Below are 21,401 nucleotides of genomic sequence, written 5' to 3'. Positions count from 1 at the left end.
CCATTATAAGTATCTTTCATAAGCTAGATAATAGTCAAGCATGGATGTTTATCCAAGCTTGGCTATTATTTTATTCGAAAAGATTTGGTTCAGTACCTTTGCCATTCTCCAGTAACCTTTTCTGCTACATGCAAGTTCTTTTGCTTTCCAATGTTTAAGTCCTAGCGCTTTAAGCATTCGGTACTTTGTTTTGATTTTCTTCCATTGTTTCCAATAGACCATTCTGATTCTGCGCCTTGCCCATTCATCTGTTTCTTTGAGAAGCTTCTTCATGTTCGCAAGTTTGAAGTAATTTACCCATCCTCGCACGAATTGTTGATATTTTTCTTCTCTTTTGGCGTTGCTCATGCCATTATTTCTGTCTGTTAGTTCTCTGATTTTATTCTTCATCTTGGTGGCTGACTTTGGGTGTACTCTCAATCTGCATTTCCCCTTGTATCTATAAAAGGTATATCCAAGGTATTTGACTTTATTGATGTGAGCCACCTCTGTTTTCTTCCGATTTACTTTGAGGAATAGTTTTCCTTCTATAAACGGAATAATGTTTTTCAAGGTTCTTTCTGCACTTTTTCTGCTTTTGCAAAAACTCATACAGTCCAGTATAAATCGGATGCAGAGTGGTTCTATGAACATCTGAAACATAGAATGGGACACTTTGGATTAATCCTTGAAGAAGAAAAGAGCCGTCTGATAGAGTTCGGGCGTTATGCAAAAGAAAGATGCAGCAAAGCCGGATGCGGGAAAGCCGCACGTCCGGAATTCTGTGAGGGGTGTACGACCGTAAGGGGTGCACCTACTCGACCCGAGTATTGTAGTTCCTTTTTTGTTTTCTGAAAGATAGCTTCCACTCACATTGGAAACCTTACTGTTCTTGAGCATCTTCTCCATAATATAAGCGCTGTTGGTCAGTACGGAAATTTTCAATCGTAAACACAAAACTCAAGCGCATATTCGCAATTGAAATACGGAATTTACCTGATTCGAAAAACATCAAAGAATGATTTCTTTTCATATCACCCAAATAGAATATTACGGAATCATTTTTCATAATATGTAAAAAACACATCGTCAAAATCACCGATGTGTTTTTCGTGGCAAGGGTTCGTTATTATTTTACTGTGCGTCCTGTACATCCTGAACTGTTTTCAGTTCGTCTGCCGGATCTGCACCTGCTGCTACATTCTGCATAGCTACCTGAATTGCAGTTTCTACTTCACTGTTGGAAAGTTTTCTGTTTCCTACTGCATTGGATACATAGCTGTTTACTTCATCAATTGACAGCTGCTGAAGTTCTCCGTCAACAGTTCCTGTATAGGAATTCTTCATAAGTTGTCGGAACTTTTTCAATTCCACACTCATCCATTAAAGTTTTGTTATATCAATCATAAATGCTGGTACTATAAAACTGCCATAAAAGCTGGAACCGAGAAAATTCATTTCAAGCCAGACAGTGATTCACTTCCTTGTGAGCCTTAAACACTCATTCTTACAAATAAAGGCTTCTTTTCGATGAAAAAAGGCATCCTGCCCTTTATCAGAGCAAAATGCCTTTTTCTGTAATCTGATTTATTCTTTTTCCGTCTTCAGCATCTCCTCCATCGTATGCCACCCCAGCACCGCACATTTCACTCTGGCTGGCATATGGGAAATGTCTTTCAGTACAGAGGCTTCTTCGAGCTGATCCATTTCCTCATCTGTCACTTCGCCCTTGATCATGCGGAGAAAAATTTCCGCAAGTTTCATAGCTTCTTCTTCCGATTTCCCGATGATCAGATCCAGCATCATATCCGCGGATGCCTGGGAAATGGCACATCCGTCACCGACAAAAGCACCATCTGTGATCCTGCCATCTTCCACCTTAAGTTTCAGCCAGATATCGTCTCCACAGCTTGGATTTACGCCTTCCAGTACAAGGTTCGCGTCCGGTAGGTCATGTTTGTGCCCCGGATGAAGATTGTGATCCGTCAGAATTTCATTATAAAAAGTATTACTCGGCATATCCCATTTTCCTCCTGATCTCTTTCAGACTTTCTGTAAATTTCACGATTTCCTCTTCTGTATTATAAAACATCAGGCTGGCTCTTGTGGAGGCCATCACGCCCAGATGTCTCAGAAGCGGCTGTGCACAGTGATGTCCTGCCCGCACTGCGATATGATCTGCATCCAGAATGGCTGCAATATCGTGAGGATGAACACCGTCAACTGTAAAGGTAATAATCCCATGATGCTGCTCTGGATTTTCCTGTCCCATAATGTGTACAAAAGGAATCTCTCTGATCTTCTCCATTGCCAGTGCAGTAAGCGCATCCTCTCTCTTCTGAATCTGTTCAAAACCAATATTTTCTATATAATCAATGGCTGTTGCCAGCCCGGCTGCGCCACCAGCGTTCACGGTGCCTGCCTCGAATTTATGCGGAAGCTGTGCGAAAACAGCACCATCCCTGCTTACTGATTCAATCATTTCACCGCCGGTAAGAAACGGAGGCATTTTTTCCAGATATTCCCTTTTTCCATAGAGAACTCCGATTCCCATAGGTCCCAGCATCTTATGTCCGGAAAATGCCAGAAAATCCACATCCAGTTCCTGTACATCCACAGGCATATGCGGAACACTCTGCGCTCCATCTGCCACGATCACAATTCCCTTCTCATGGCAGATTTTTGCAAAAGCCCGGATATCGTTTCTGACACCCAGAACATTGGACACCTGCGTAACTGCCACAAGTTTCGTCTTATCTGTGATGGCATTTCGCAGATCTTCTTCTGTAATTCTTCCCTGCCGGTCACACTCCAGATATTTTACCACCGCACCTGTTCGCTTGGCTGCCTGCTGCCATGGAAGCATATCACTGTGATGTTCCATAATGCTTACCAGAATTTCATCTCCCGGCTGAAATGCCATCAGTCCATAGCTGTATGCAACCAGATTCAGGCTTTCTGTTGCATTTCTTGTAAAAATAATCTCTTCTGTGCTTTTTGCATGAATAAACTGACGGACTTTTTCTCTGGCAGCCTCATATTTCTCTGTTGCATTCTGCGCAGTCTCATAGAGTCCACGCAGCGGATTTGCATTACAGTTTTCATAAAAATCTGTAACCGCCCGGATCACACTGTATGGTTTCTGGGAAGTGGCAGAACTGTCCAGATAAATCAGATTCTGATTCTGCAGCATGGGAAAATCTTTTCTTATTTTCTGGACATCCAGTTCCTGTATCATTCTTCTCGTTCTCCTTCCAGATACTCCTGAACTTTCTTCTTCATCTCTTCATCAGAAATTTTATGACAGATACTGTCAATCCTTGCCTGTGCCATCATCGCATAAACAGCCTCTTCGCTGATTCCTCTTGACTCCAGATAAAGCAGCAGTTCTTCATCCAGCTTTCCGATGGTTGCGCCATGATTTCCTTCCACATCCTCCTCATTGCAGAGGATCAACGGAATGGTCTGATTCACAATGGTATCATCCAGAAGAAGCACATCTTCTTTTTCATTTCCCACAGAACCTGCACAGCCTTTCTGAAAATCAATGGTTCCTCTGAATATCTTGACTGCCTTTCCACTGAGCACACCGGCAGCATCCATTCGGCTGTTTGTCTTTTTACCGGTATGAACAGCTTCCAGATTCATATCCAGACGGCTCTCCCCGCCAAGCAGATATCCAATATCTGACTCCAGATCACTGCTTTCACCTCTGAGTGCTGTGCGGTTTCCCAGATATGTATCTTTTCCGCCAAGGACAAGCTGAATTGTTTCCACTCTTGCATTCTTTTCACAGTCTGCGCCAAAATCATCCAGAAATGTCATCTTACTTCCAAGACGCTGAACCTGGATCAGATGAAGCACCGCATTTTCCTCTGCATAAATTTTCGTCTGTATGGCTGCGGTTCCTTCAGTTTCCTTTTCTGATGTAAAATCCATGACCACTGTCAGCTCACTGTCCGGCAGCATATGAATCCCGATGCGGTTCATGGTTCTGCTCTTATCCTGATAAGAAAACATGAGTCTGAGTGGCTGGCTTTCTTTTTTCCCTGATTTGGATGTGAAAACCTGCCATTCCAGACTTCCTGCATCTGCAAATGCATCCATCTCTGTTCCCATGCCTGTTTTTATCTGAGAAAGATTCCTTTTCTTCTGTGCACAGTCTTCTGCTGTTTCAATCTGAGTTTCTGATTTGACCTGAGTTTCTGGTTTGATCAGGTTTTCCATTCTGCATTCTGTCTCTGTTACAGTTTCTGGCCTGTCTGCTTTTACGGTTCCTCTTTCCGTAATGATTTCTTCTTTCAGAACGGTTCCGTTCATATGAAGCCAGTTCCAGGTCTTCGCAGGCAACGGATTTATTTTCATTTCAAAATTCTGACTCATGATACCTTTTCCTCCCTTCTGCTGTTTCATCCATGCTTTATCCAATGCTGCCTTTCATCTCCAACCGGATCAGATTGTTCATCTCAACCGCATATTCCAGTGGCAGTTCCCTGGATACATTGTCTGCAAATCCACTGACGATCAGTGCTCTTGCTTCTTCCTCGGAAATACCTCTCGACATCAGATAAAAAACTGCCTCATCGCTGATCCTGCCGATCTTTGCTTCATGACCGATATCTGCATCCTGTGTACGGATATCCATGGCCGGAATCGTATCTGATCTGGAAATATCATCCAGCATCAATGACTGACAGGATACGGAAGATTTGCTTCCTTTTGCCTTTCTGTTTACAACTACAGAACTTCTGAATGTGCTGATGCCTCCATCCTTGGAAATCGACCTTGTATTCATATAGGAAGAAGTGTTCGGTGCATTATGGACAATCTTCGCTCCGGTGTCCAGGTTCTGTCCTTTTCCCGCAAAGGTGACACCGGTAAACTCTGCCCTTGCCCCCTCCCCGTTGAGAATACTCATCGGATACAGATAGGATACATGAGAACCAAAGGAACCGGATATCCACTCAATCGTTCCGCCTTCTTCTACTTTTGCTCTCTTTGTATTCAGGTTGTACATATTTTTCGACCAGTTCTCAATAGTGGAATAACGAAGGGTTGCATTTTTTCCCACATACAGTTCCACGCATCCGGCATGAAGATTTGCCACATTGTATTTCGGTGCAGAGCAGCCTTCAATAAAATGAAGATAAGCACCTTCATCTACAATGATCAGTGTATGTTCAAACTGTCCGGCTCCCGGTGCATTGAGTCTGAAATAAGACTGCAGCGGAATCTCCACAGAAACACCCGGCGGCACATAAACAAAGGAACCTCCTGACCATACTGCTCCGTGAAGTGCTGCAAATTTATGATCCTGCGGCGGCACAAGTTTCATAAAGTGTTTCCGAACCATGTCTGCGTACGGACCGGTCAGCGCACTTTCCATATCTGTATAGACAACACCCTGTGCAGCAACCTCTGCTTTTACATTGTGGTAAACAAGTTCCGAATCATACTGCGCGCCCACACCGGCCAGAGATTTTCTTTCTGCCTGGGGAATTCCAAGCTTCTCGAACGTATCTTTGATGTCTTCCGGCACATCTGACCATTTTGCACTCATATGAGTATTCGGTCTTACATAAGTTACAATGTTGTTCATATCCAGACCTTCGATAGACGGACCCCAGTCCGGAACTTTCATCTCATTATAAATCTGAAGAGAATGAAGTCTGAAGTTCTGCATCCATACAGGATCATGCTTTTCTTCTGAAATTTTTGCTACAATGGCAGGAGTCAGACCTTCATCCACACGGTAAGCGTCTTTTTCTTCATTGCGAAAGTCATACATACTTCTGTCTATATCTTCCACATATGTTTTCTCTTTCAAAGCCCGTGCCTCCTTTACTGCTGGATATATTTCTCAAAACCATTGGTGTTGATCTCATCCACAAGGGAACTGTCACCGGAAGCAACCATCTTTCCGTCTGCAAGGATATGGGTTGCATCCACATGAAGTGCCTCCAGAATCCTGGTGCTGTGGGTAATGATCAGAAGTGCTCCGTTTTTATTTTTCTGATATTCTTCCACACCTCTGGATACTGTGCGGACCGCATCCACATCCAGACCGGAATCTGTCTCATCCAGAATGGCAAGGGATGGTTTTAACATAAGAAGCTGGAGAATTTCTGCTTTCTTTTTTTCACCGCCGGAGAATCCTACATTCAGGTCACGGTCTGCATATTCCTCATCCATCTGAAGGATATCCATCGCTTTTTTCAGCTCCTTACGAAAGTTCCAGAGTCTGATACGGCTTCCGGTTCTCTGCTCCAGTGCTGTACGGATAAAATTTCCAAGCGTAATACCCGGAACTTCGATCGGGTTCTGGAAAGAAAGGAAGATTCCATCTCCGGCTCTTTCTGCCGGAGATTCTTCTGTAATATCCTTACCGTTAAAAAAGATATGTCCATCTGTGATCTCATATCTCGGATTTCCCATTAACGCATATCCAAGCGTTGATTTTCCGGCACCGTTGGGTCCCATCAGTACATGGGTTTCCCCTTTATTTAAATTTAAATCCACATTGTGGAGAATTTCTTTATCTTCTACTTTTACGGATAAATCTTTAATCTGTAATAACTGAGCTGACATAATCATCCTCCCTTTCTCCTGTCAGGCGGATAAAAAATCCGCTGCTCTGTTTCATGGGTTGTTTTAACCCCCAGTATTTTACTGTGATTTAATTATATGAGACTAACTTTTGTTTTTCCAGTGTGAAATTGCACAAAAATCGTTTTGTTTTTTCGCCCTGTTCTGTGCACATAAGAAAAAGTTTCTGCATATAGGAAAATGGAAAAACAAATTCTCCACAGCAAGAAAGGCACCCCACCCTGCTGCCAGGATAAAATGCCTTTCACTTCGATTAATTCATTGCTTTACTGTCAGATTCCATATTTATAGTGATCCTCTAAAATAACGCATCTTAATCCAGTCCATCAGAGGGTGAAATCCTGCGTCAGATATCTTTGCCGCCATAAGCTGTTCGCTGGCAAACATGATTCTGTTCATCATTGTTGTGCAGACTGGTGTAAATAAAGCATAGAACAGGAAGTCAAGAACTGTTTCTTCATAAGAAATCTGTCCGCTGAGTCCGGAAAGAATGATCGTTGCAGCCGGGATCAGCAGGACGAAAGTGCTGTTTAATGCTACGGTAAATCCAGTCATCGGGATTCGGCATTTCAGCGCATATCCGGAAGCAAATTTCTCGTACTCTGTGATCGCATGGAAATATGGAAAATGATTTCTTCTTCATCGCAGAACCAATGGATAAATCCCCTGCCGACAAATAGCAGCAACTGTTTTCTCCAAAACTGCATTCATATCTTCCAATATAGCAGTGGTTAATCTCGATAATGTTCTTCGCAGTCACCTGATCCTGATTGCAGTATGCTAGGCGTATGTCATTATAGTACAGTTCAATGCCATTAAATACCTGATATACCGTGATCTGTCCGTTTCCGGTCCCATTGGATAGCTGGTATACTCTGCAATCTGCCTTTAAAGCATCATCACCTTCTAATGCTTCACCGTACAGTTTTTTGCCATCCAGTTTCTCAGGTAGATTTCCCTGATTTAACAATATATCTATTGCATTAGAAAGCACTTGCTTTTTTACTCCTGACATATGGCTTCTCCTTCTCGGTTTGTTATATCTAACTTATTTCAAGTATATTGAACAAAGCACATTTCGTCAAGAAATTACTTCAGATGCCAAAAGGGACACATCGGCGATATGTCTCATCTGCCAATGTGCCCTCTTTATTTAATCAAATCAAGCAATTAGTGAAGCGGTTGATTTTATCCGCTTGACTAATTAAAAGTCAACCTCTGTACCATAATATGTGCATGTAAGAAGTTTCTCCATATTTGCAGGATCGATTGCTCTCGGGTTGGAGCCTGTACATGCATCACCAACTGCAAGCTCTGCGATTTTGGCAACTTTTTCTTTAAATTCTTCTTCCTGGATTCCGAAGTCTTTTAATGTCTTTGGAATGTTCAATCTTACATTAAACTCGTCAATCTTCTCGCAGAGGCTGTTGATCAGTGCCTGCTGGCATGTTCCTTCCAGTCCCATTCTTCTTGCAATCTCAGCATAACGTTCTGCTGCTACAGGATCTTTTGCATTGTACTTGATTACATATGGAAGATAAATTGCGTTTGCGCATCCGTGCGGAATATGTCCTGTAGAGAATGCTGCACCTGTCTTATGCGCCATGGAATGTACAATACCAAGCAGTGCATTGGAGAATGCCATTCCTGCCAGACACTGTGCATAATGCATCTGCTCACGTGCTTCCATATTCTTATTATAAGATGCCGGCAGATATGCCAGAACCATCTCGATTGCCTGCAGTGCAAGCGGGTCTGTATACGGACAGTGAAGCGTAGAAACATATGCTTCAATTGCATGTGTTAATGCATCCATACCTGTATATGCTACCTGTTTTACAGGAAGTCCCTCAACCAGTTCCGGATCAACAATTGCTACATCCGGTGTGATGTTGAAATCTGCCAGAGGATATTTAATCCCTGTATGATAGTCTGTGATTACGGAAAAAGCAGTAACTTCTGTAGCAGTTCCTGATGTAGATGGAATTGCTGCAAATTTTGCTTTCTGCCTTAATTCAGGGAAACCAAATGGTGTGATAAGATTTTCAAATTTTGTATCCGGATATTCATAGAATGTCCACATTGCCTTCGCTGCATCGATTGGGGATCCGCCGCCCATCGCTACGATCCAGTCCGGCTGGAATTCCTGCATTATCTTTGCACCTTTCATAACAGTTTCTACTGACGGATCCGGTTCAACACCTTCAATCAGCTGAACTTCCATTCCGCCTTCTTTTAAATAATTAACTGCTTTGTCCAGGAATCCCTGACGTTTCATTGAGCCGCCGCCTACAACAAGAACTGCTTTCTTTCCTTTTAAGTTCTTTAATTCTGCGAGACATCCTTTTCCATGATAAATGTCTCTTGGTAATGTAAATCTTGCCATTGCTGTTATCTCCTTAAAAAATTATGTCTGTTTACATGTTACTGCAGAAGGCACTCACTGCTTCTGTTCGCTTGCATTATATCATTGTTAATTTTATAACGCAATAGTTTTTTGAATCATTTTCATTTTTGATATTTTTTATCGTTTTTCCTATATTATCATCATATATTTACTGTTTTTTTATTATATGTCTATTACCTCTCTAGGGCGGATTAGGGACTTTCACCCATTAGAAACGTGCGCCGCAAGGCGCACTATAAAAAAAGTGGTTTCCTGAAATATGGAAACCACTTTTTTACTTTTAATAACTTCTTACTGTCTCGCAGTTTATCAGTTCAGGCAAGTTCCACCCACCGCTTATTACTTTTCGCATTTGAAGCAGGAGACTTCCCTGGTTCGGTTAAAGTACCATCCTGGCTGCACCGTAGATTCCTGCATCATTGCCAAGTGTCGCGATCACGATAGGAGTATCCTTGCAGGATTCAAAAGCATACTCTCTGTAATATTTCCGGATACAGTCAATAAGCGGCTGTCCGGCCTTGGAAACTCCTCCGCCGATAACAATGGTCTCCGGATCTGTCACACAGCAAATAATGGCAAGAGCACCACCCAGCTGCTCTCCGACCTTTTCCATGGTTGCTGCAGCTACCGGATCATTCTCCTTAAATGCGTCCAGAACTGCTTTTGCTGAAATCTCTCCGGCATCTCTGAGAACACTGTTCTCACCGGAAGCTGCAAGCTCTTTTTTTGCCATGCGGACAATTCCGGTCGCAGAAGCATACTGTTCCAGACAGCCCCTGTTTCCGCAGTTGCAGGATTCTGTTTCATGATGATCCACATTGGCATGTCCGATCTCACCGCCAGCTCCGTGATGTCCGGTCACGATCTTTCCGTCAACAATGATACCACCGCCTACACCTGTTCCAAGTGTGACCATGATCACATCGGAGGAGCCTGCTGCAGCACCCTTCCATGCCTCTCCCAATGCCGCTACATTGGCGTCATTTCCGGCTTCCGCATGAAGACCTGTAAGTTCTTCCATCTCTCCCACAACGTTCTTATATCCCCAGAAGAGATTTACTGCACGTGATACTTCGCCTTTGGAGTTTACCGGTCCCGGAACACCGATCCCGACGCCTTCCACCTCCTCTTTGGAGATACCCTTTTCTTCCATCTTGGCATTTACTGCTGCTGCCACATCAGGAAGGATCTGATCTCCATTGTTTTCTTTACGGGTTGGAATCTCCCATTTCTCAACAAGAGTACCATCCGTGCGGAAAAGACCGCATTTTACAGTTGTTCCACCTACATCGATCCCAAAACAATATGTTCCCATTTCTTACCCTCTCTTATTCTTCGTCATCCGGATTTTCTCTTTTTTTCGCAAGATTTGCCTGTACACGCTTGTACAGAGCCTCTGCCGCATTGTATCCCATCTTCTTCTGTCTGTGGTTGACAGCCGCTGCCTCAACGATGATCGCCAGGTTACGGCCCGGACGGATCGGAAGAGAATGGCATACTACCTTATTTCCAAGGTACTCTGTATACTCCTCATGCAGTCCAAGACGATCGTATTCCTTGTCTCTGTCCCACTCCTCAAGCTTGATCACAAGATCGATGGACTGGGTATCCTTAACGCTCTCAACACCGAACAGTGTTTTTACATCGATGATACCGATACCACGAAGTTCGATAAAGTGACGTGTGATATCCGGCGCAGATCCCACCAGTGTTACGTCACTGACCTTACGGATCTCAACAACATCATCACTGACAAGACGATGACCTCTCTTGATCAGCTCCAGGGCTGCCTCACTCTTACCGATACCGCTCTCACCTGTGATCAGGATTCCCTCGCCGTAAACATCAACCAGCACACCATGAATAGAAATACATGGTGCAAGCTGCACGCCCAGCCAGCGGATGATCTCTGACATAAAACTGGAAGTTGTTCTTTCTGTCACGAATGTCGGAACATTATATTTAACAGCCAGATCGATCATGTCCTGAGACGGACGGGTCATGGTACTGAAAATAACACATGGGATCTTGCTGGAAATGAAACGTTCATATTTAAAACGTCTCTCCTCCTCATTAAGCTGCATCAGATACGTATACTCTACATATCCGATGATCTGAACTCGTTCATTGGCAAAATGCTCCAGATATCCGGTAAGCTGAAGCGCAGGTCTGTTGATCTCCGCAGTCTTGATCACGATGCCTGACAGGTCGATCTCCGGAGTCAGATTATTAAGCTCCAGTTCCTGTACCATCTTTATCAACTGTACACCCTTCATACTTTTGTCTCCTTTTCGCTGAAAGTTTGCATTCTCACTGCCGTTTTACCGGGGCGTGAGACACCTTGTCTTTAATTATACACAATCACTGCTGAAACTGCAATGCAGCATCAGGATTTATGAAAAAATTCATAGACCTGACGGGCGCTTCTGGCATTCATGCTCTCTGTCTGTGCCAGTTCTTCCTCCGATGCATCCCGGATGTTTTCCACAGATTTAAATTTACGCAGAAGGGCTTTCCTCCTGGTATCACCGATCCCCGGGATATCATCCAGGATAGAATGGACCTGTTCCCTGCTCCTGAGGGAACGATGATATTCAATGGCAAACCGGTGGGCTTCATCCTGGATCCTGGTGATCAGGCGGAAGCCTTCGCCGGATGTATCAATAGGAATCTCCACATTGTTGAAATACAGGCCTCTCGTCCGATGATGATCATCCTTGACCATACCGCAGACCGGGATGCTTATCCCAAGCTCATTCAGCACCTTCAGAGCGATATTTACCTGCCCTCTTCCACCATCCATCAGGATCAGATCCGGAAGCCTTGCAAAGCTGTCAAATTCTCCGTTACTCTCATGAGTGAACCTTCGGGTCAGAACCTCTTCCATGCTGGCATAATCGTTGGGACCCTGTACCCATTTGATCTTGAACTTACGGTAATCACTGCGTTTGGGACGGCCTTTTTCATAAACCACCATGGATCCCACAGACTCAAAGCCACTGATATTTGAAATATCATAGGCTTCCATGCGCACTACATTTTTCAAGCCCAGCCATTCTTCCACCTCGTGAACAGCTCCGATGGTTCGTCCTTCCTCCCGCCTGATCCGTTCTCTGTCCTTGGCAAGTACCATACGGGCATTTTCCAGGGCAAGCTCTACCAGCTTTTCCTTGGTTCCCTTCTTCGGGACCCGGATGTGTACCTTCTGCTTTCTTCTTCCTGACAGCCACTCCTCGATGATATCTGCATCTTCGATCTCACTTTGCAGCATGATCTCAGATGGGATAAAAGGCGTTCCCGCATAAAACTGTTTCAGAAAGCTGGAAAGGACCTGCGCCTTTGTATCGCCCTTGGCCACACGGAGATAAAAATGATCTCTGCCGATCAGCCTGCCATCCCGGATAAAAAACACCTGGACAACCGCATCCTGATCCCTGAGGTCTTCACTGTCATCCATGGCTACTGCAATGATGTCTCTGTCTTCCTGCCCGTAGCCGGTGATCTTCTGCCGTTCCCCGATCTTCCGGATACTGCTGATCAGGTCCCGGTATTCCATGGCATCTTCGTAGCGCATTTCCTCCGAAGCTTTCTGCATTTTTTCCATCAGCTCACTAATGGCGTCCTGAAAATCTCCATTCAGAAATTTGATCACCTTATTGATATTCTTCCGGTATTCTTCCTGGCTGATATACCCCTGGCATGGTGCCTTGCACTGTTTCATATGATAGTACAGACAGGGCCGGTCCTTTCCGGTATCTCTCGGAAGACTGCGGTTGCAGGAGCGCACCTGATACAGCTTCCGCACCAGTTCGATCACGTCCTTTACTGCTCCGCCGCTTGTATAGGGGCCAAAATATCTTGCCTTGTCCTTTTTCATTCTCCTGGCAAAAAGCACTCTCGGGTATGGCTCATGAACTGTCACCTTAATAAACGGATAGCTCTTGTCATCTTTGAGCATGGTATTATATTTTGGACGATGTTCCTTGATAAGATTACACTCCAGCACAAGGGCTTCCAGCTCCGAATCCGTAATAATGTACTCAAATCTGGTAATATGTGTAACCATCCGTTCAATCTTGGCACCTTTGTTACGACTGCTCTGGAAATACTGGCGCACACGATTCTTAAGGCTTATGGCTTTTCCCACATAGATGATCTCGTCTTTCTCGCCATGCATGATGTAAACTCCCGGTTTTGCCGGAAGCTTCTTTAATTCTTCCTCGATTATGAACATACTTTATTCTCCTGTTTTACTATTACAGTAATAAGAAAACCGGGATTTCTCCCGGTTTTCTTATGATCTGTTTTATGCCTGTGATCCCGGCTTTTCTTCTGTTTCTGCATGATCGCTATCTGTTATCTGAGCAGATTCTTCTGTTTTCTCCGGTGCCTGCATATCCTCTGTCAGTTCCTGTCCGGATATCTCCGGTCTGAACTGAACCGATTCTGTACTTTTTGCAGCCTCGTTATTTTCCGCGATCATTTCAATATCCTGTTTATTGGACACTTCTTTTTCATCCTCGGAAAGTACCAGATCATCCAGATTCTCCGGGATATCCAGGCCCTGCTGAACTGCACGGAGGATCTTCATGAACTCTTTACCTGTAATGGTTTCCTTGCGGATCAGATATTCCGCGATCTTATCCATCTCTGTTCTGTGACTTCCAAGGATCCTCTTGGCTTCCTCATAGGAATGGTGGAGAAGCTTCATCACCTCATGATCGATCTCTGTTGCGGTATCATCACCACAGTTTAAAACTGCTCTTCCGCTGAGATACTGGTTCTCCTGTGTGGCAAGTCCCATCAGTCCGAACTTCTCAGACATACCATACTGTGTGATCATGGCTCTGGCCACCTTGGTAGCCTGCTCAATATCATTGGCAGCACCTGTAGTGACTGTGTCAAAAACGATCTCCTCTGCAGCACGTCCGCCAAGATAGCCTACCAGCATAGCTTCCAGCTCTTTCTTGGTGTTAAGATATTTTTCTTCCTCAGGTACCTGCATAACGTAACCCAGGGCTCCCATGGTACGGGGTACGATGGTGATCTTCTGTACAGGCTCCGCATCCTTCTGGAGTGCATTTACCAGTGCGTGTCCGACTTCATGGTAGGATACGATCCGGCGTTCCTGTTTGCTTAAGATACGGTCCTTCTTCTCTTTTCCCACCAGAACTACCTCTACGGATTCCTCCAGGTCCTTCTGTGATACAGCTTTACGTCCCTTCTTGACTGCAAGGATCGCAGCTTCATTGATCATATTGGCAAGATCAGAGCCTACCGCACCGGAAGTTGCAAGTGCAATAGCTTCAAAATCAACGGTGTCATCCAGAAGTACGTTCTTGGCATGTACCTTCAGGATATCCACCCTTCCTTTAAGATCCGGTCTGTCAACGATCACACGTCTGTCAAAACGTCCCGGACGGAGAAGAGCCGGATCAAGAACCTCCGGTCTGTTGGTCGCAGCAAGGATCAGAAGTCCCTTGGATGTATCAAAGCCATCCATCTCCGCAAGCAGCTGGTTCAATGTCTGCTCACGCTCATCATTTCCGCCGCCATAGTGGGAATCACGGCTTTTACCAATGGCATCGATCTCATCGATAAATACGATACAAGGAGCATTCTTCTTGGCTTCCTCGAAAAGGTCACGGACACGTGAGGCACCCACGCCCACAAACATCTCCACAAATTCCGAGCCGGAAAGAGAGAAGAACGGTACCTGCGCTTCACCTGCAACTGCCTTGGCAAGTAATGTCTTACCGGTTCCCGGAGGGCCTACAAGAAGTGCGCCCTTAGGCAGCTTGGCTCCGATGGCTGTGTATTTTCCGGGGTTGTGAAGAAAATCCACAACTTCCTGGAGAGATTCCTTGGCTTCATCCTGACCTGCCACATCCTTAAAGGAAACGCCCGTTTCCTGCTGCACATATGCCTTGGCTTTGCTCTTGCCTACGCCCATGCCCATGATCCCGCCGCTTTTGTTCATGCGGCGCATGGAGAACATCAGAAGTCCGAACAAAAGCAGTGTCGGCAGAACCACGCTCAGGATCATTGCAACAAACTCACCAAAAACATCCGGCGGATCGGTCTCAAACTTGATTCCCTTTCCTTCCAGTCTCTTGGTAAGTGCTGTACTGTCTTCGGTCTTCGTGGTGTAATAGCTCATATCCTCGTACTTGGAATTCTTTTTCTTGGGTACGATCGTCAATGTACTGGACTGGATCGTTACTTCCTTAACCTGGTCCTTATCCACCATATCGATAAATTTATCATAGGAGATCTCACTGCTGTTATCCTTCAGCATATTGGTAAACAACGCGAAGCACACCAGTGTGACCAGGAGGCATATCAGAAAAGCCAGAATCGACTGATGATTTTTACCTGATCCCTGCCTGGGATCTTTGTTGTCAGGTCGCTTCCCGTCCTGATCATTATTCAGTTGATTATTCATTTTTTTCCTCCTCTTGTCATTTCTTTATTATAAAGAGAAAAACCATATAAATCAACTGCGAGATTACAAAAATACCATCGAAAAAACACCGCGTTGGATATTGCCAGTGAACGTAAAGTTGTAGTATACTGTTCCCAGTGAATTGGAAAATTAAAGAGGAGAGGAAATCAGACAAATGAAAATAGGTTTTGATAATGACAAATATCTGAAAATGCAGTCAGAACACATCCGTGAAAGAATCGGTCAGTTCGGCAACAAGCTTTATCTTGAATTCGGCGGCAAACTGTTTGACGACTACCATGCATCCCGTGTTCTTCCGGGTTTTGAACCGGACAGCAAGCTCCGCATGCTGATGCAGCTTTCTGATCAGGCGGAGATCGTTATTGTTATCAGTGCCAATGACATTGACAAGAATAAAGTACGTGGCGATCTTGGGATCACCTATGACGAAGATGTACTCCGTCTTATGGATGAGTTTTCAAGCCGTGGCCTGTATGTGGGAAGCGTATGCATCACACAGTACTCCGGCCAGGAAAGTGCCGATCTCTTCAAAAAACGTCTGGAGAAACTGGGAATCCGTGTCTACAAGCTTTACCTGATCCCCGGCTATCCAAGCAACACTTCCTTTATTGTAAGTGACGAGGGTTATGGAAAGAATGATTATATTGAAACTACCAGACCTCTGGTCGTGATCACAGCACCGGGACCAGGAAGTGGAAAGATGGCAACCTGCCTTTCCCAGCTTTACCACGAATACAAACGGGGAGTAAAAGCCGGCTATGCAAAATTTGAGACCTTCCCGATCTGGAACCTTCCTCTGAAACATCCGGTAAACCTTGCCTACGAAGCTGCCACTGCGGATCTGAACGATGTCAACATGATCGACCCGTTCCATCTGGAGGCTTACGGCAAAACTACCGTCAACTACAACCGTGACGTAGAGGTTTTCCCTGTTGTACAGGCCATGTTTGAGAAGATCATGGGCAGCTGCCCTTATAAATCTCCGACAGATATGGGTGTCAACATGGCAGGTAACTGCATCGTTGACGATGAAGTATGCCAGGAGGCTTCCCGCCAGGAGATCATCCGCCGTTATTATAAGAGCATGAACGCTCTGGTTTCCGGCTCCGGCACAGAGAATGAGGTACGTAAGATCGAGCTTCTTCTCCAGCAGGCTCATGCAGAGATCACTGACCGTAGGGTTGTTCCGGCTGCCCTCGAAAAAGAAAAAGCAACCAATGGCCCTGCCGCCGCTATGGAACTTCCTGACGGAAAGATCGTATGCGGAAAAACCTCCGATCTTCTCGGCGCATCCGCTGCGCTTCTTCTCAATGCCCTGAAAGAGCTGGCAGGAATCGATCACGAACTTCATGTGATCTCTCCGGATGCCATCCATCCGATCCAGCAGCTGAAAACCAAATATCTTGGAAGCAAAAATCCACGTCTTCACATTGATGAGATCCTGATCGCCCTTTCCATGAGTGCCACAACCAGCGATGCCGCACGCCTTGCCCTGGAACAGATCCCGAATCTCCGTGGATGCCAGGCTCATACTTCCGTAATGCTTTCCGATGTGGATGTGATCAGCTTCCGTAAGCTTGGTGTTGAGCTTACCTGCGAAGCCAAGAAGGAACAGAAGAAAAACTATCAGAAAGACTGATTCTCTGATAACATACCTGCTGTATAAATAAAAAGCTATATAAGAAGCTCCGACCAGGACGATACATATATATGTCATCCCGGCCGGAGCTTTTTTATCTTATTTTTATCTTATTTCTGCGTTACTGTATCCGGATGCTGCTTCCCACACCTTCTCCGCCACATTGCTTGGTAACGATGATCTTATTGTCAATTCGTTCCTTCAGCTCGGAAACATGGGAAATAATTCCTACCAGGCGTCTGCCATCTGCAAGGCTGTTCAGCGCTTTTAATGCCTGCTCCAGAGATTCCTCATCCAGAGAACCGAATCCTTCATCCACAAACATGGAATCCAGCCGGATTCCCCCGGCTGAAGCCTGGATCTCATCGGAAAGTCCCAGCGCCAGGGATAACGATGCCTGGAAGGATTCCCCACCGGACAATGTCTTTACGCTTCGTTCCGTTCCGTTATAGTGATCAATGACATTCAGATCAAGACCTGCTTTTTCTTTCTGATTTTTGCTTTGTTCCTGGCGTTTCAGCTCGTACTGGCCGCTGCTCATGGTCATAAGACGGAGATTGGCTCTTCGCAGGATCCGGTCAAAATATGCCATCTGGATATAGGTTTCCAGCTCGATCTTTGCCTTTCCGTTCAGTTTTCCATTGGCTGTATCCGAAAGATTCCTGATCCATGCATATTCTTTTTCCGCTGTTGTCATTTCCTCCCGGCCCTTTTGCACTTTCTGAAAAATATCCTGGTTTCCACTCTGAACGGAAAAAAGCTCTTTTCTTTTTTCTGTGAGATCTGCTTTCCTCGCAGCAGTCTGTGCATGCTGTTCTCTGATCTCCGCTTCCGGAATCTCTCCGATCTCTTTTTTCTGCGCTTCAAAAGTCTCTATAGAGGAAGCTATCCTTTCTTTTTCTGACTGAAATCTCTGCAGCGTTTCTTTCACTTTTTTGCTGTTTTCCTTCAGTTCCCCATATTCCTGCTGCTTTTCCCTGATTTCTTTTTCCAGATCTTCTTTTCCTGCTTTCAAGGCTTCCGATTTCGTACTGTCCGCTTTACAGGACTTATCTTTTTCCGTTTCCAGACGGATCTGTCGGATCTCCTCTGCCGCATTTTGCTGCTGTTTCTGATTCTCGGATGCTTTCATACTCAGGCCTGCCTGCTCTCTGTCAAAGAAATTCTTTTTTTCCTGCAGCTCCTCTTTTTCTTTTTCAAGACGCTCCATGGCATTTTCCACTGTTTTCTTTCTTTTTGTATTTTCCTGGGCTTTCCTGATCTCTTTCTCACTTTCCGTCAGAAGATCCTCACACTGTTCCTGCGCTCTGTTTACCATGGAAGTCAGCTGTTTCCACACAGTCAGAAAATCCTCTGCCTGTCCGTTCCCGTTTTTATTTTTCTTATGGAATTCCTGAAACTCTTCCAGAAGCTCTTCTGCACTGGCTACGATCTGCCTCCAGGATGCATTGCTCTGTTCCTTTAAGCTTCCGGCTTGCAGGCTTTGATCTACAGAATCCTTCTCCATTTTATCCAGCCTGCTTTTCTCGTTATCCAGTGTTTTCTGGTCAACCGTCTGTTCTTCTGAAAGCATTCTGGGATGTGGATGGCTCAGAGAACCGCACACAGGGCAGGGCATTTCATCCTTAAGCTCCCGGGCCAGAAGACCTGCCTGTGCATCCAGAAAAATGTGGAATATCTGCTGATAATATTCCCTCTGCTGCTGTGCATCTCTATAGGCAGACTGATACTTTTTCTGCTGCTCTTTGGTTTCATCATAAAGGCCTCTGAATCTCCGGATCTCAGCAATAAGTCCATTCAGTTCTCTCTTTCTCCGCGTCTGTTTTTCTTTCTCTGTGAGCGCTTTCTGCAGGTCAAGCTCAGAATTTCCCAGCTGCTCCCGTTCCGTTTTCAGCTGCTCCATTTCTTTCTGCTGCTGTTCTTCCTGCCGGATGATCTTTTCCTTTTGCGTCTGACAGTTTCCCAGCTGTCTTTCAATTTCTCTTCGTTCTTCTTGCAGTTGCTCCAGATCCTGATATTTCTTCAGCTTTTCCTGTTTTTCCCGGATCAGAAGGCCAAGTTCCTCACATCTCTTATCTGCATCTTTATATTTTTCCGCCTCCTCTGACGCCTTCGCAAGTTCCGAAAGAATCTTTTCAAGCTGCTCCAGAGCAAGCGCTCGTTTCTCTTCCAGGCTTCGTTTCTGTGCAGAAAGATTCAGCATGGTTTCCATTGTCCGGAGTTTCTCTTCCAATTCCTTTTCCTGTTTCTGAAGTTCCTTTTCCCGGAGTTCTCCTCTGTCAATAAACAGTTTCAGAAGCTCAAGACTCCGTTCCAGCTTTCCTTCGAATTTCGCTTTTTTAAGCCTTGAAAATTCCTCTTCTTCCATCCCTGCATCCGGCTGGAACTTCACACCATCCAGATACTGGGCGATACTCCGGCGCATCTCATCATATTCTTTATATCTGGAAATAGCCGCATCCCGGAGCTTTATCTGGAGCTGCTGGTAAAGGCCCGTATGAAAAATCTGCCGGAATATCTCCCCTCGCTGCAGAGTTCCTGCCAGCAGCAGCTTCTGAAAATCCCCCTGTGCGATCATTGCGATCTGTGTGAACTGATCATAACTCAGTCCCAGAAGCTGTTCCACTGCCGCAGTAACATCTTTTGCCTTTGTCACCGGCTGACGTTCATCCGGATAGATCAGCTGTGCCTCAGCTTTTCTAAGAGTCTGTCCGGTGCCTCTTTTTTTCGGAGCCATATATTCCGGACTCCGGCGCACGTGATAGGTTTTTCCCTGATAGGAAAAAACAAGCTCTACAAAAGTCTCTGTGAAATCTTTTGCATACTTACTCCGGAACATGGCTGATTCTCTTACCTCTCCGCTGGCTCTTCCATATAACGCAAAGGTGATCGCATCAAAGATCGTGGTTTTTCCCGCTCCGGTGTCACCGGTGATCAGGTAGAGACCTCCCTCTCCAAGCTTTGAAAAATCAATCTCTGTTTTGTCCGCATAGGGCCCGAAGGCACTGATGGTCAGTTTTTCCGGTCTCATTATTTCACCTCCTGGATCTTACGGATCAGGTCTTCGGAATATTTCCGCTGTTCTTCATTCATGGGCTGGTTATTCTGCAGTTCAAAAAATTCCTCAAAATATTCCAGCTCGGATTTCCTTTTCACCGTTTCTGTACCTGCGATCTCCTGGTTTTCTCTTGTGCGTCGGTTATCATATTCCAGCTTCATCAGATTCGGATAAATAGTACGGAGCTTCTGCATTCCATCTACGATATCTTCTTCATCTGTCAGCGTGATCTGCACATAATCCTCTGTGTTTGTGTCCTGATAACCGGACAGTGATGTGATTTCCATGTATGTGCCCTTCAGTTTTCGCATATCCCGTAGAGGCCTCAGCGGAATCTCCCTGATCTTGAGATTTCCTTTTTCCAGAAGCTCCACAACTGTCGCGGATTTCTGCTGTCCTGCCTCGGAAAAAGAATATTTCAAAGGAGTTCCGCAGTAGCGGATGTGCTCGCTTCCCACATTCTGAGGACTGTGGATATGACCAAGTGCCACATAGTCAAAATCCCGGAACACATCTGCCTCCACCTGGTCGATACCTCCAACGGAAATCTCTTCAGAATCGCAGCGCATTGCACCGACCACAAACTGATGGGCGATCAGTACATTGCGATGACGTTTATCAATCTCCATATGTGCAACTGCCGCCTGCACGGCCTCCTGGTAGGTACGGATCTCATCCACCTCTTCTTCTCCTTCCAGCCCGTGCCTCACAGTTGCCGGACGCACAAATGGAAGCAGATGGATCCACACTTCTCCATAGCTGTCCGTTAAACAGTACTTTTCTGTTTTTCCATCGTATACCGGGGACATGCAGATCCCACTGCTGCTCATGATCTGTGAACCGAAAGCGATCCTTTCCACACTGTCATGATTTCCGCTGATGGCATACATCGGGATCTTCCTTTCTGCCAACTGCGTAAGAAACCGGTCAAAAAGCTGCACGGCTTCCGCAGACGGAACCGGTCTGTCATAAAGATCCCCCGCAAGAAGAACCCCGTCCGGTGCTTCTTCATCAATGATCCTCAGGATTTCATTCAAAATATATTTCTGATCTTCGATCATGGAAAACTCATTGACACGTTTTCCCAGGTGAAGGTCTGATAAATGGATCAGTTTCATCGATCACCTGCCACTCAAAATGTGATTAAACATACTCACATCGAGATAATGCGGATTCTCACGAATACCGCTTACTGTTTCTTTGTGTATGCTTTTGAGTAACCGGAGTTATCTCTACTCACAGATCC

At 45.3% G+C, this 21,401-nt stretch carries 17 protein-coding genes; 1 reads left to right on the top strand and 16 read right to left on the bottom strand.

The features are described from left to right. Positions 1-48: 48 nt before the first annotated feature. The 14 genes from V9W66_RS14060 to ftsH all read right to left on the bottom strand — a co-directional run bounded on the left by V9W66_RS14060 (position 49) and on the right by ftsH (position 15,437). Positions 49-552, bottom strand: a complete 504-nt coding sequence (locus tag V9W66_RS14060; protein WP_243121796.1) for a group II intron maturase-specific domain-containing protein — start codon at positions 550-552, stop codon at positions 49-51. Positions 553-1,113: 561 nt separating this feature from the next. Next, positions 1,114-1,347, bottom strand: coding sequence for a hypothetical protein (locus V9W66_RS14055; RefSeq protein ID WP_243121797.1), 234 nt, complete (start codon positions 1,345-1,347; stop codon positions 1,114-1,116). 219 nt (positions 1,348-1,566) lie between these two features. Beyond that, positions 1,567-1,998 carry a Fe-S cluster assembly sulfur transfer protein SufU gene (sufU, locus tag V9W66_RS14050; RefSeq protein ID WP_055059835.1) on the bottom strand — a complete coding sequence of 144 codons (432 nt, stop codon included), beginning with the start codon at positions 1,996-1,998 and terminating at the stop codon, positions 1,567-1,569. Continuing rightward, the gene (locus V9W66_RS14045) at positions 1,988-3,217 is read right to left on the bottom strand and encodes an aminotransferase class V-fold PLP-dependent enzyme (RefSeq protein ID WP_144094897.1); all 1,230 of its coding nucleotides are present in this window, start codon (positions 3,215-3,217) and stop codon (positions 1,988-1,990) included. Before V9W66_RS14045 ends, sufU begins: the two co-directional genes overlap by 11 nt. Beyond that, positions 3,214-4,362: a SufB/SufD family protein gene (locus tag V9W66_RS14040; RefSeq protein WP_186290093.1), complete on the bottom strand. Its 1,149-nt coding sequence runs from the start codon at positions 4,360-4,362 to the stop codon at positions 3,214-3,216. Before V9W66_RS14040 ends, V9W66_RS14045 begins: the two co-directional genes overlap by 4 nt. Positions 4,363-4,399: 37 nt before the next feature. Continuing rightward, on the bottom strand, positions 4,400-5,806 hold the full coding sequence (gene sufB / locus V9W66_RS14035; protein ID WP_144094901.1) for a Fe-S cluster assembly protein SufB: 1,407 nt from the start codon (positions 5,804-5,806) through the stop codon (positions 4,400-4,402). 14 nt (positions 5,807-5,820) lie between these two features. Further along, positions 5,821-6,567, bottom strand: a complete 747-nt coding sequence (gene sufC / locus V9W66_RS14030) for a Fe-S cluster assembly ATPase SufC (RefSeq protein WP_144094903.1) — start codon at positions 6,565-6,567, stop codon at positions 5,821-5,823. Between the two features lie 88 nt (positions 6,568-6,655). Then, positions 6,656-6,805, bottom strand: coding sequence for a fibronectin type II domain-containing protein (locus V9W66_RS14025; protein WP_420313835.1), 150 nt, complete (start codon positions 6,803-6,805; stop codon positions 6,656-6,658). A gap of 65 nt (positions 6,806-6,870) precedes the next feature. Beyond that, positions 6,871-7,140, bottom strand: coding sequence for a hypothetical protein (locus V9W66_RS14020; RefSeq protein WP_243121798.1), 270 nt, complete (start codon positions 7,138-7,140; stop codon positions 6,871-6,873). Positions 7,141-7,789: 649 nt separating this feature from the next. Further along, complete coding sequence (locus V9W66_RS14015) at positions 7,790-8,971, bottom strand: iron-containing alcohol dehydrogenase (protein WP_144094907.1); 1,182 nt, start codon at positions 8,969-8,971, stop codon at positions 7,790-7,792. Between the two features lie 400 nt (positions 8,972-9,371). Continuing rightward, entirely contained in the window at positions 9,372-10,307 is a 936-nt protein-coding gene (locus V9W66_RS14010) for an ROK family glucokinase (RefSeq protein ID WP_144094909.1), read from the bottom strand. Between the two features lie 13 nt (positions 10,308-10,320). Further along, on the bottom strand, positions 10,321-11,268 hold the full coding sequence (gene hprK / locus V9W66_RS14005; protein ID WP_144094912.1) for an HPr(Ser) kinase/phosphatase: 948 nt from the start codon (positions 11,266-11,268) through the stop codon (positions 10,321-10,323). 110 nt (positions 11,269-11,378) lie between these two features. Beyond that, entirely contained in the window at positions 11,379-13,226 is a 1,848-nt protein-coding gene (gene uvrC / locus V9W66_RS14000) for an excinuclease ABC subunit UvrC (RefSeq protein ID WP_092070110.1), read from the bottom strand. Positions 13,227-13,298: 72 nt separating this feature from the next. Further along, a complete protein-coding gene (ftsH, locus tag V9W66_RS13995; protein ID WP_144094914.1) occupies positions 13,299-15,437 on the bottom strand; it encodes an ATP-dependent zinc metalloprotease FtsH in 2,139 nt (712 codons plus the stop codon). A 175-nt stretch (positions 15,438-15,612) separates the two neighbouring features. Here ftsH and V9W66_RS13990 point away from each other — a divergent pair, with 175 nt between their 5' ends. Further along, entirely contained in the window at positions 15,613-17,097 is a 1,485-nt protein-coding gene (locus V9W66_RS13990; RefSeq protein WP_144094916.1) for a DUF1846 domain-containing protein, read from the top strand. A gap of 121 nt (positions 17,098-17,218) precedes the next feature. Here the strand turns inward: V9W66_RS13990 and V9W66_RS13985 are convergent, their stop codons facing one another. After that, entirely contained in the window at positions 17,219-20,128 is a 2,910-nt protein-coding gene (locus tag V9W66_RS13985; protein WP_144094918.1) for an SbcC/MukB-like Walker B domain-containing protein, read from the bottom strand. Beyond that, positions 20,128-21,273: an exonuclease SbcCD subunit D gene (locus V9W66_RS13980; protein WP_144094920.1), complete on the bottom strand. Its 1,146-nt coding sequence runs from the start codon at positions 21,271-21,273 to the stop codon at positions 20,128-20,130. The genes V9W66_RS13985 and V9W66_RS13980 overlap by 1 nt, the downstream gene beginning before the upstream one ends. Between the last annotated feature and the right edge of the window lie 128 nt (positions 21,274-21,401).

The sequence above is a fragment of the Blautia massiliensis (ex Durand et al. 2017) genome, from assembly GCF_051861785.1.
GTDB classification, from domain to species: Bacteria; Bacillota; Clostridia; order Lachnospirales; family Lachnospiraceae; genus Blautia_A; species Blautia_A luti_A.
This window is presented reverse-complemented; position numbering and strand designations above follow the sequence as displayed.

What these genes read in the sequence shown, in the direction of transcription:
- V9W66_RS13985 (WP_144094918.1), bottom strand. Translation starts at nt 20,128, where the DNA reads ATGAGACCGGAAAAACTGACCATCAGTGCCTTCGGGCCCTATGCGGAC.
- V9W66_RS14040 (WP_186290093.1), bottom strand. Translation starts at nt 4,362, where the DNA reads ATGAGTCAGAATTTTGAAATGAAAATAAATCCGTTGCCTGCGAAGACC.
- ftsH (WP_144094914.1), bottom strand. Translation starts at nt 15,437, where the DNA reads ATGAATAATCAACTGAATAATGATCAGGACGGGAAGCGACCTGACAAC.
- uvrC (WP_092070110.1), bottom strand. Translation starts at nt 13,226, where the DNA reads ATGTTCATAATCGAGGAAGAATTAAAGAAGCTTCCGGCAAAACCGGGA.
- V9W66_RS13990 (WP_144094916.1), top strand. Translation starts at nt 15,613, where the DNA reads ATGAAAATAGGTTTTGATAATGACAAATATCTGAAAATGCAGTCAGAA.
- V9W66_RS14020 (WP_243121798.1), bottom strand. Translation starts at nt 7,140, where the DNA reads ATGACTGGATTTACCGTAGCATTAAACAGCACTTTCGTCCTGCTGATC.
- sufC (WP_144094903.1), bottom strand. Translation starts at nt 6,567, where the DNA reads ATGTCAGCTCAGTTATTACAGATTAAAGATTTATCCGTAAAAGTAGAA.
- sufU (WP_055059835.1), bottom strand. Translation starts at nt 1,998, where the DNA reads ATGCCGAGTAATACTTTTTATAATGAAATTCTGACGGATCACAATCTT.
- V9W66_RS13980 (WP_144094920.1), bottom strand. Translation starts at nt 21,273, where the DNA reads ATGAAACTGATCCATTTATCAGACCTTCACCTGGGAAAACGTGTCAAT.
- V9W66_RS14045 (WP_144094897.1), bottom strand. Translation starts at nt 3,217, where the DNA reads ATGATACAGGAACTGGATGTCCAGAAAATAAGAAAAGATTTTCCCATG.
- V9W66_RS14010 (WP_144094909.1), bottom strand. Translation starts at nt 10,307, where the DNA reads ATGGGAACATATTGTTTTGGGATCGATGTAGGTGGAACAACTGTAAAA.
- V9W66_RS14015 (WP_144094907.1), bottom strand. Translation starts at nt 8,971, where the DNA reads ATGGCAAGATTTACATTACCAAGAGACATTTATCATGGAAAAGGATGT.
- hprK (WP_144094912.1), bottom strand. Translation starts at nt 11,268, where the DNA reads ATGAAGGGTGTACAGTTGATAAAGATGGTACAGGAACTGGAGCTTAAT.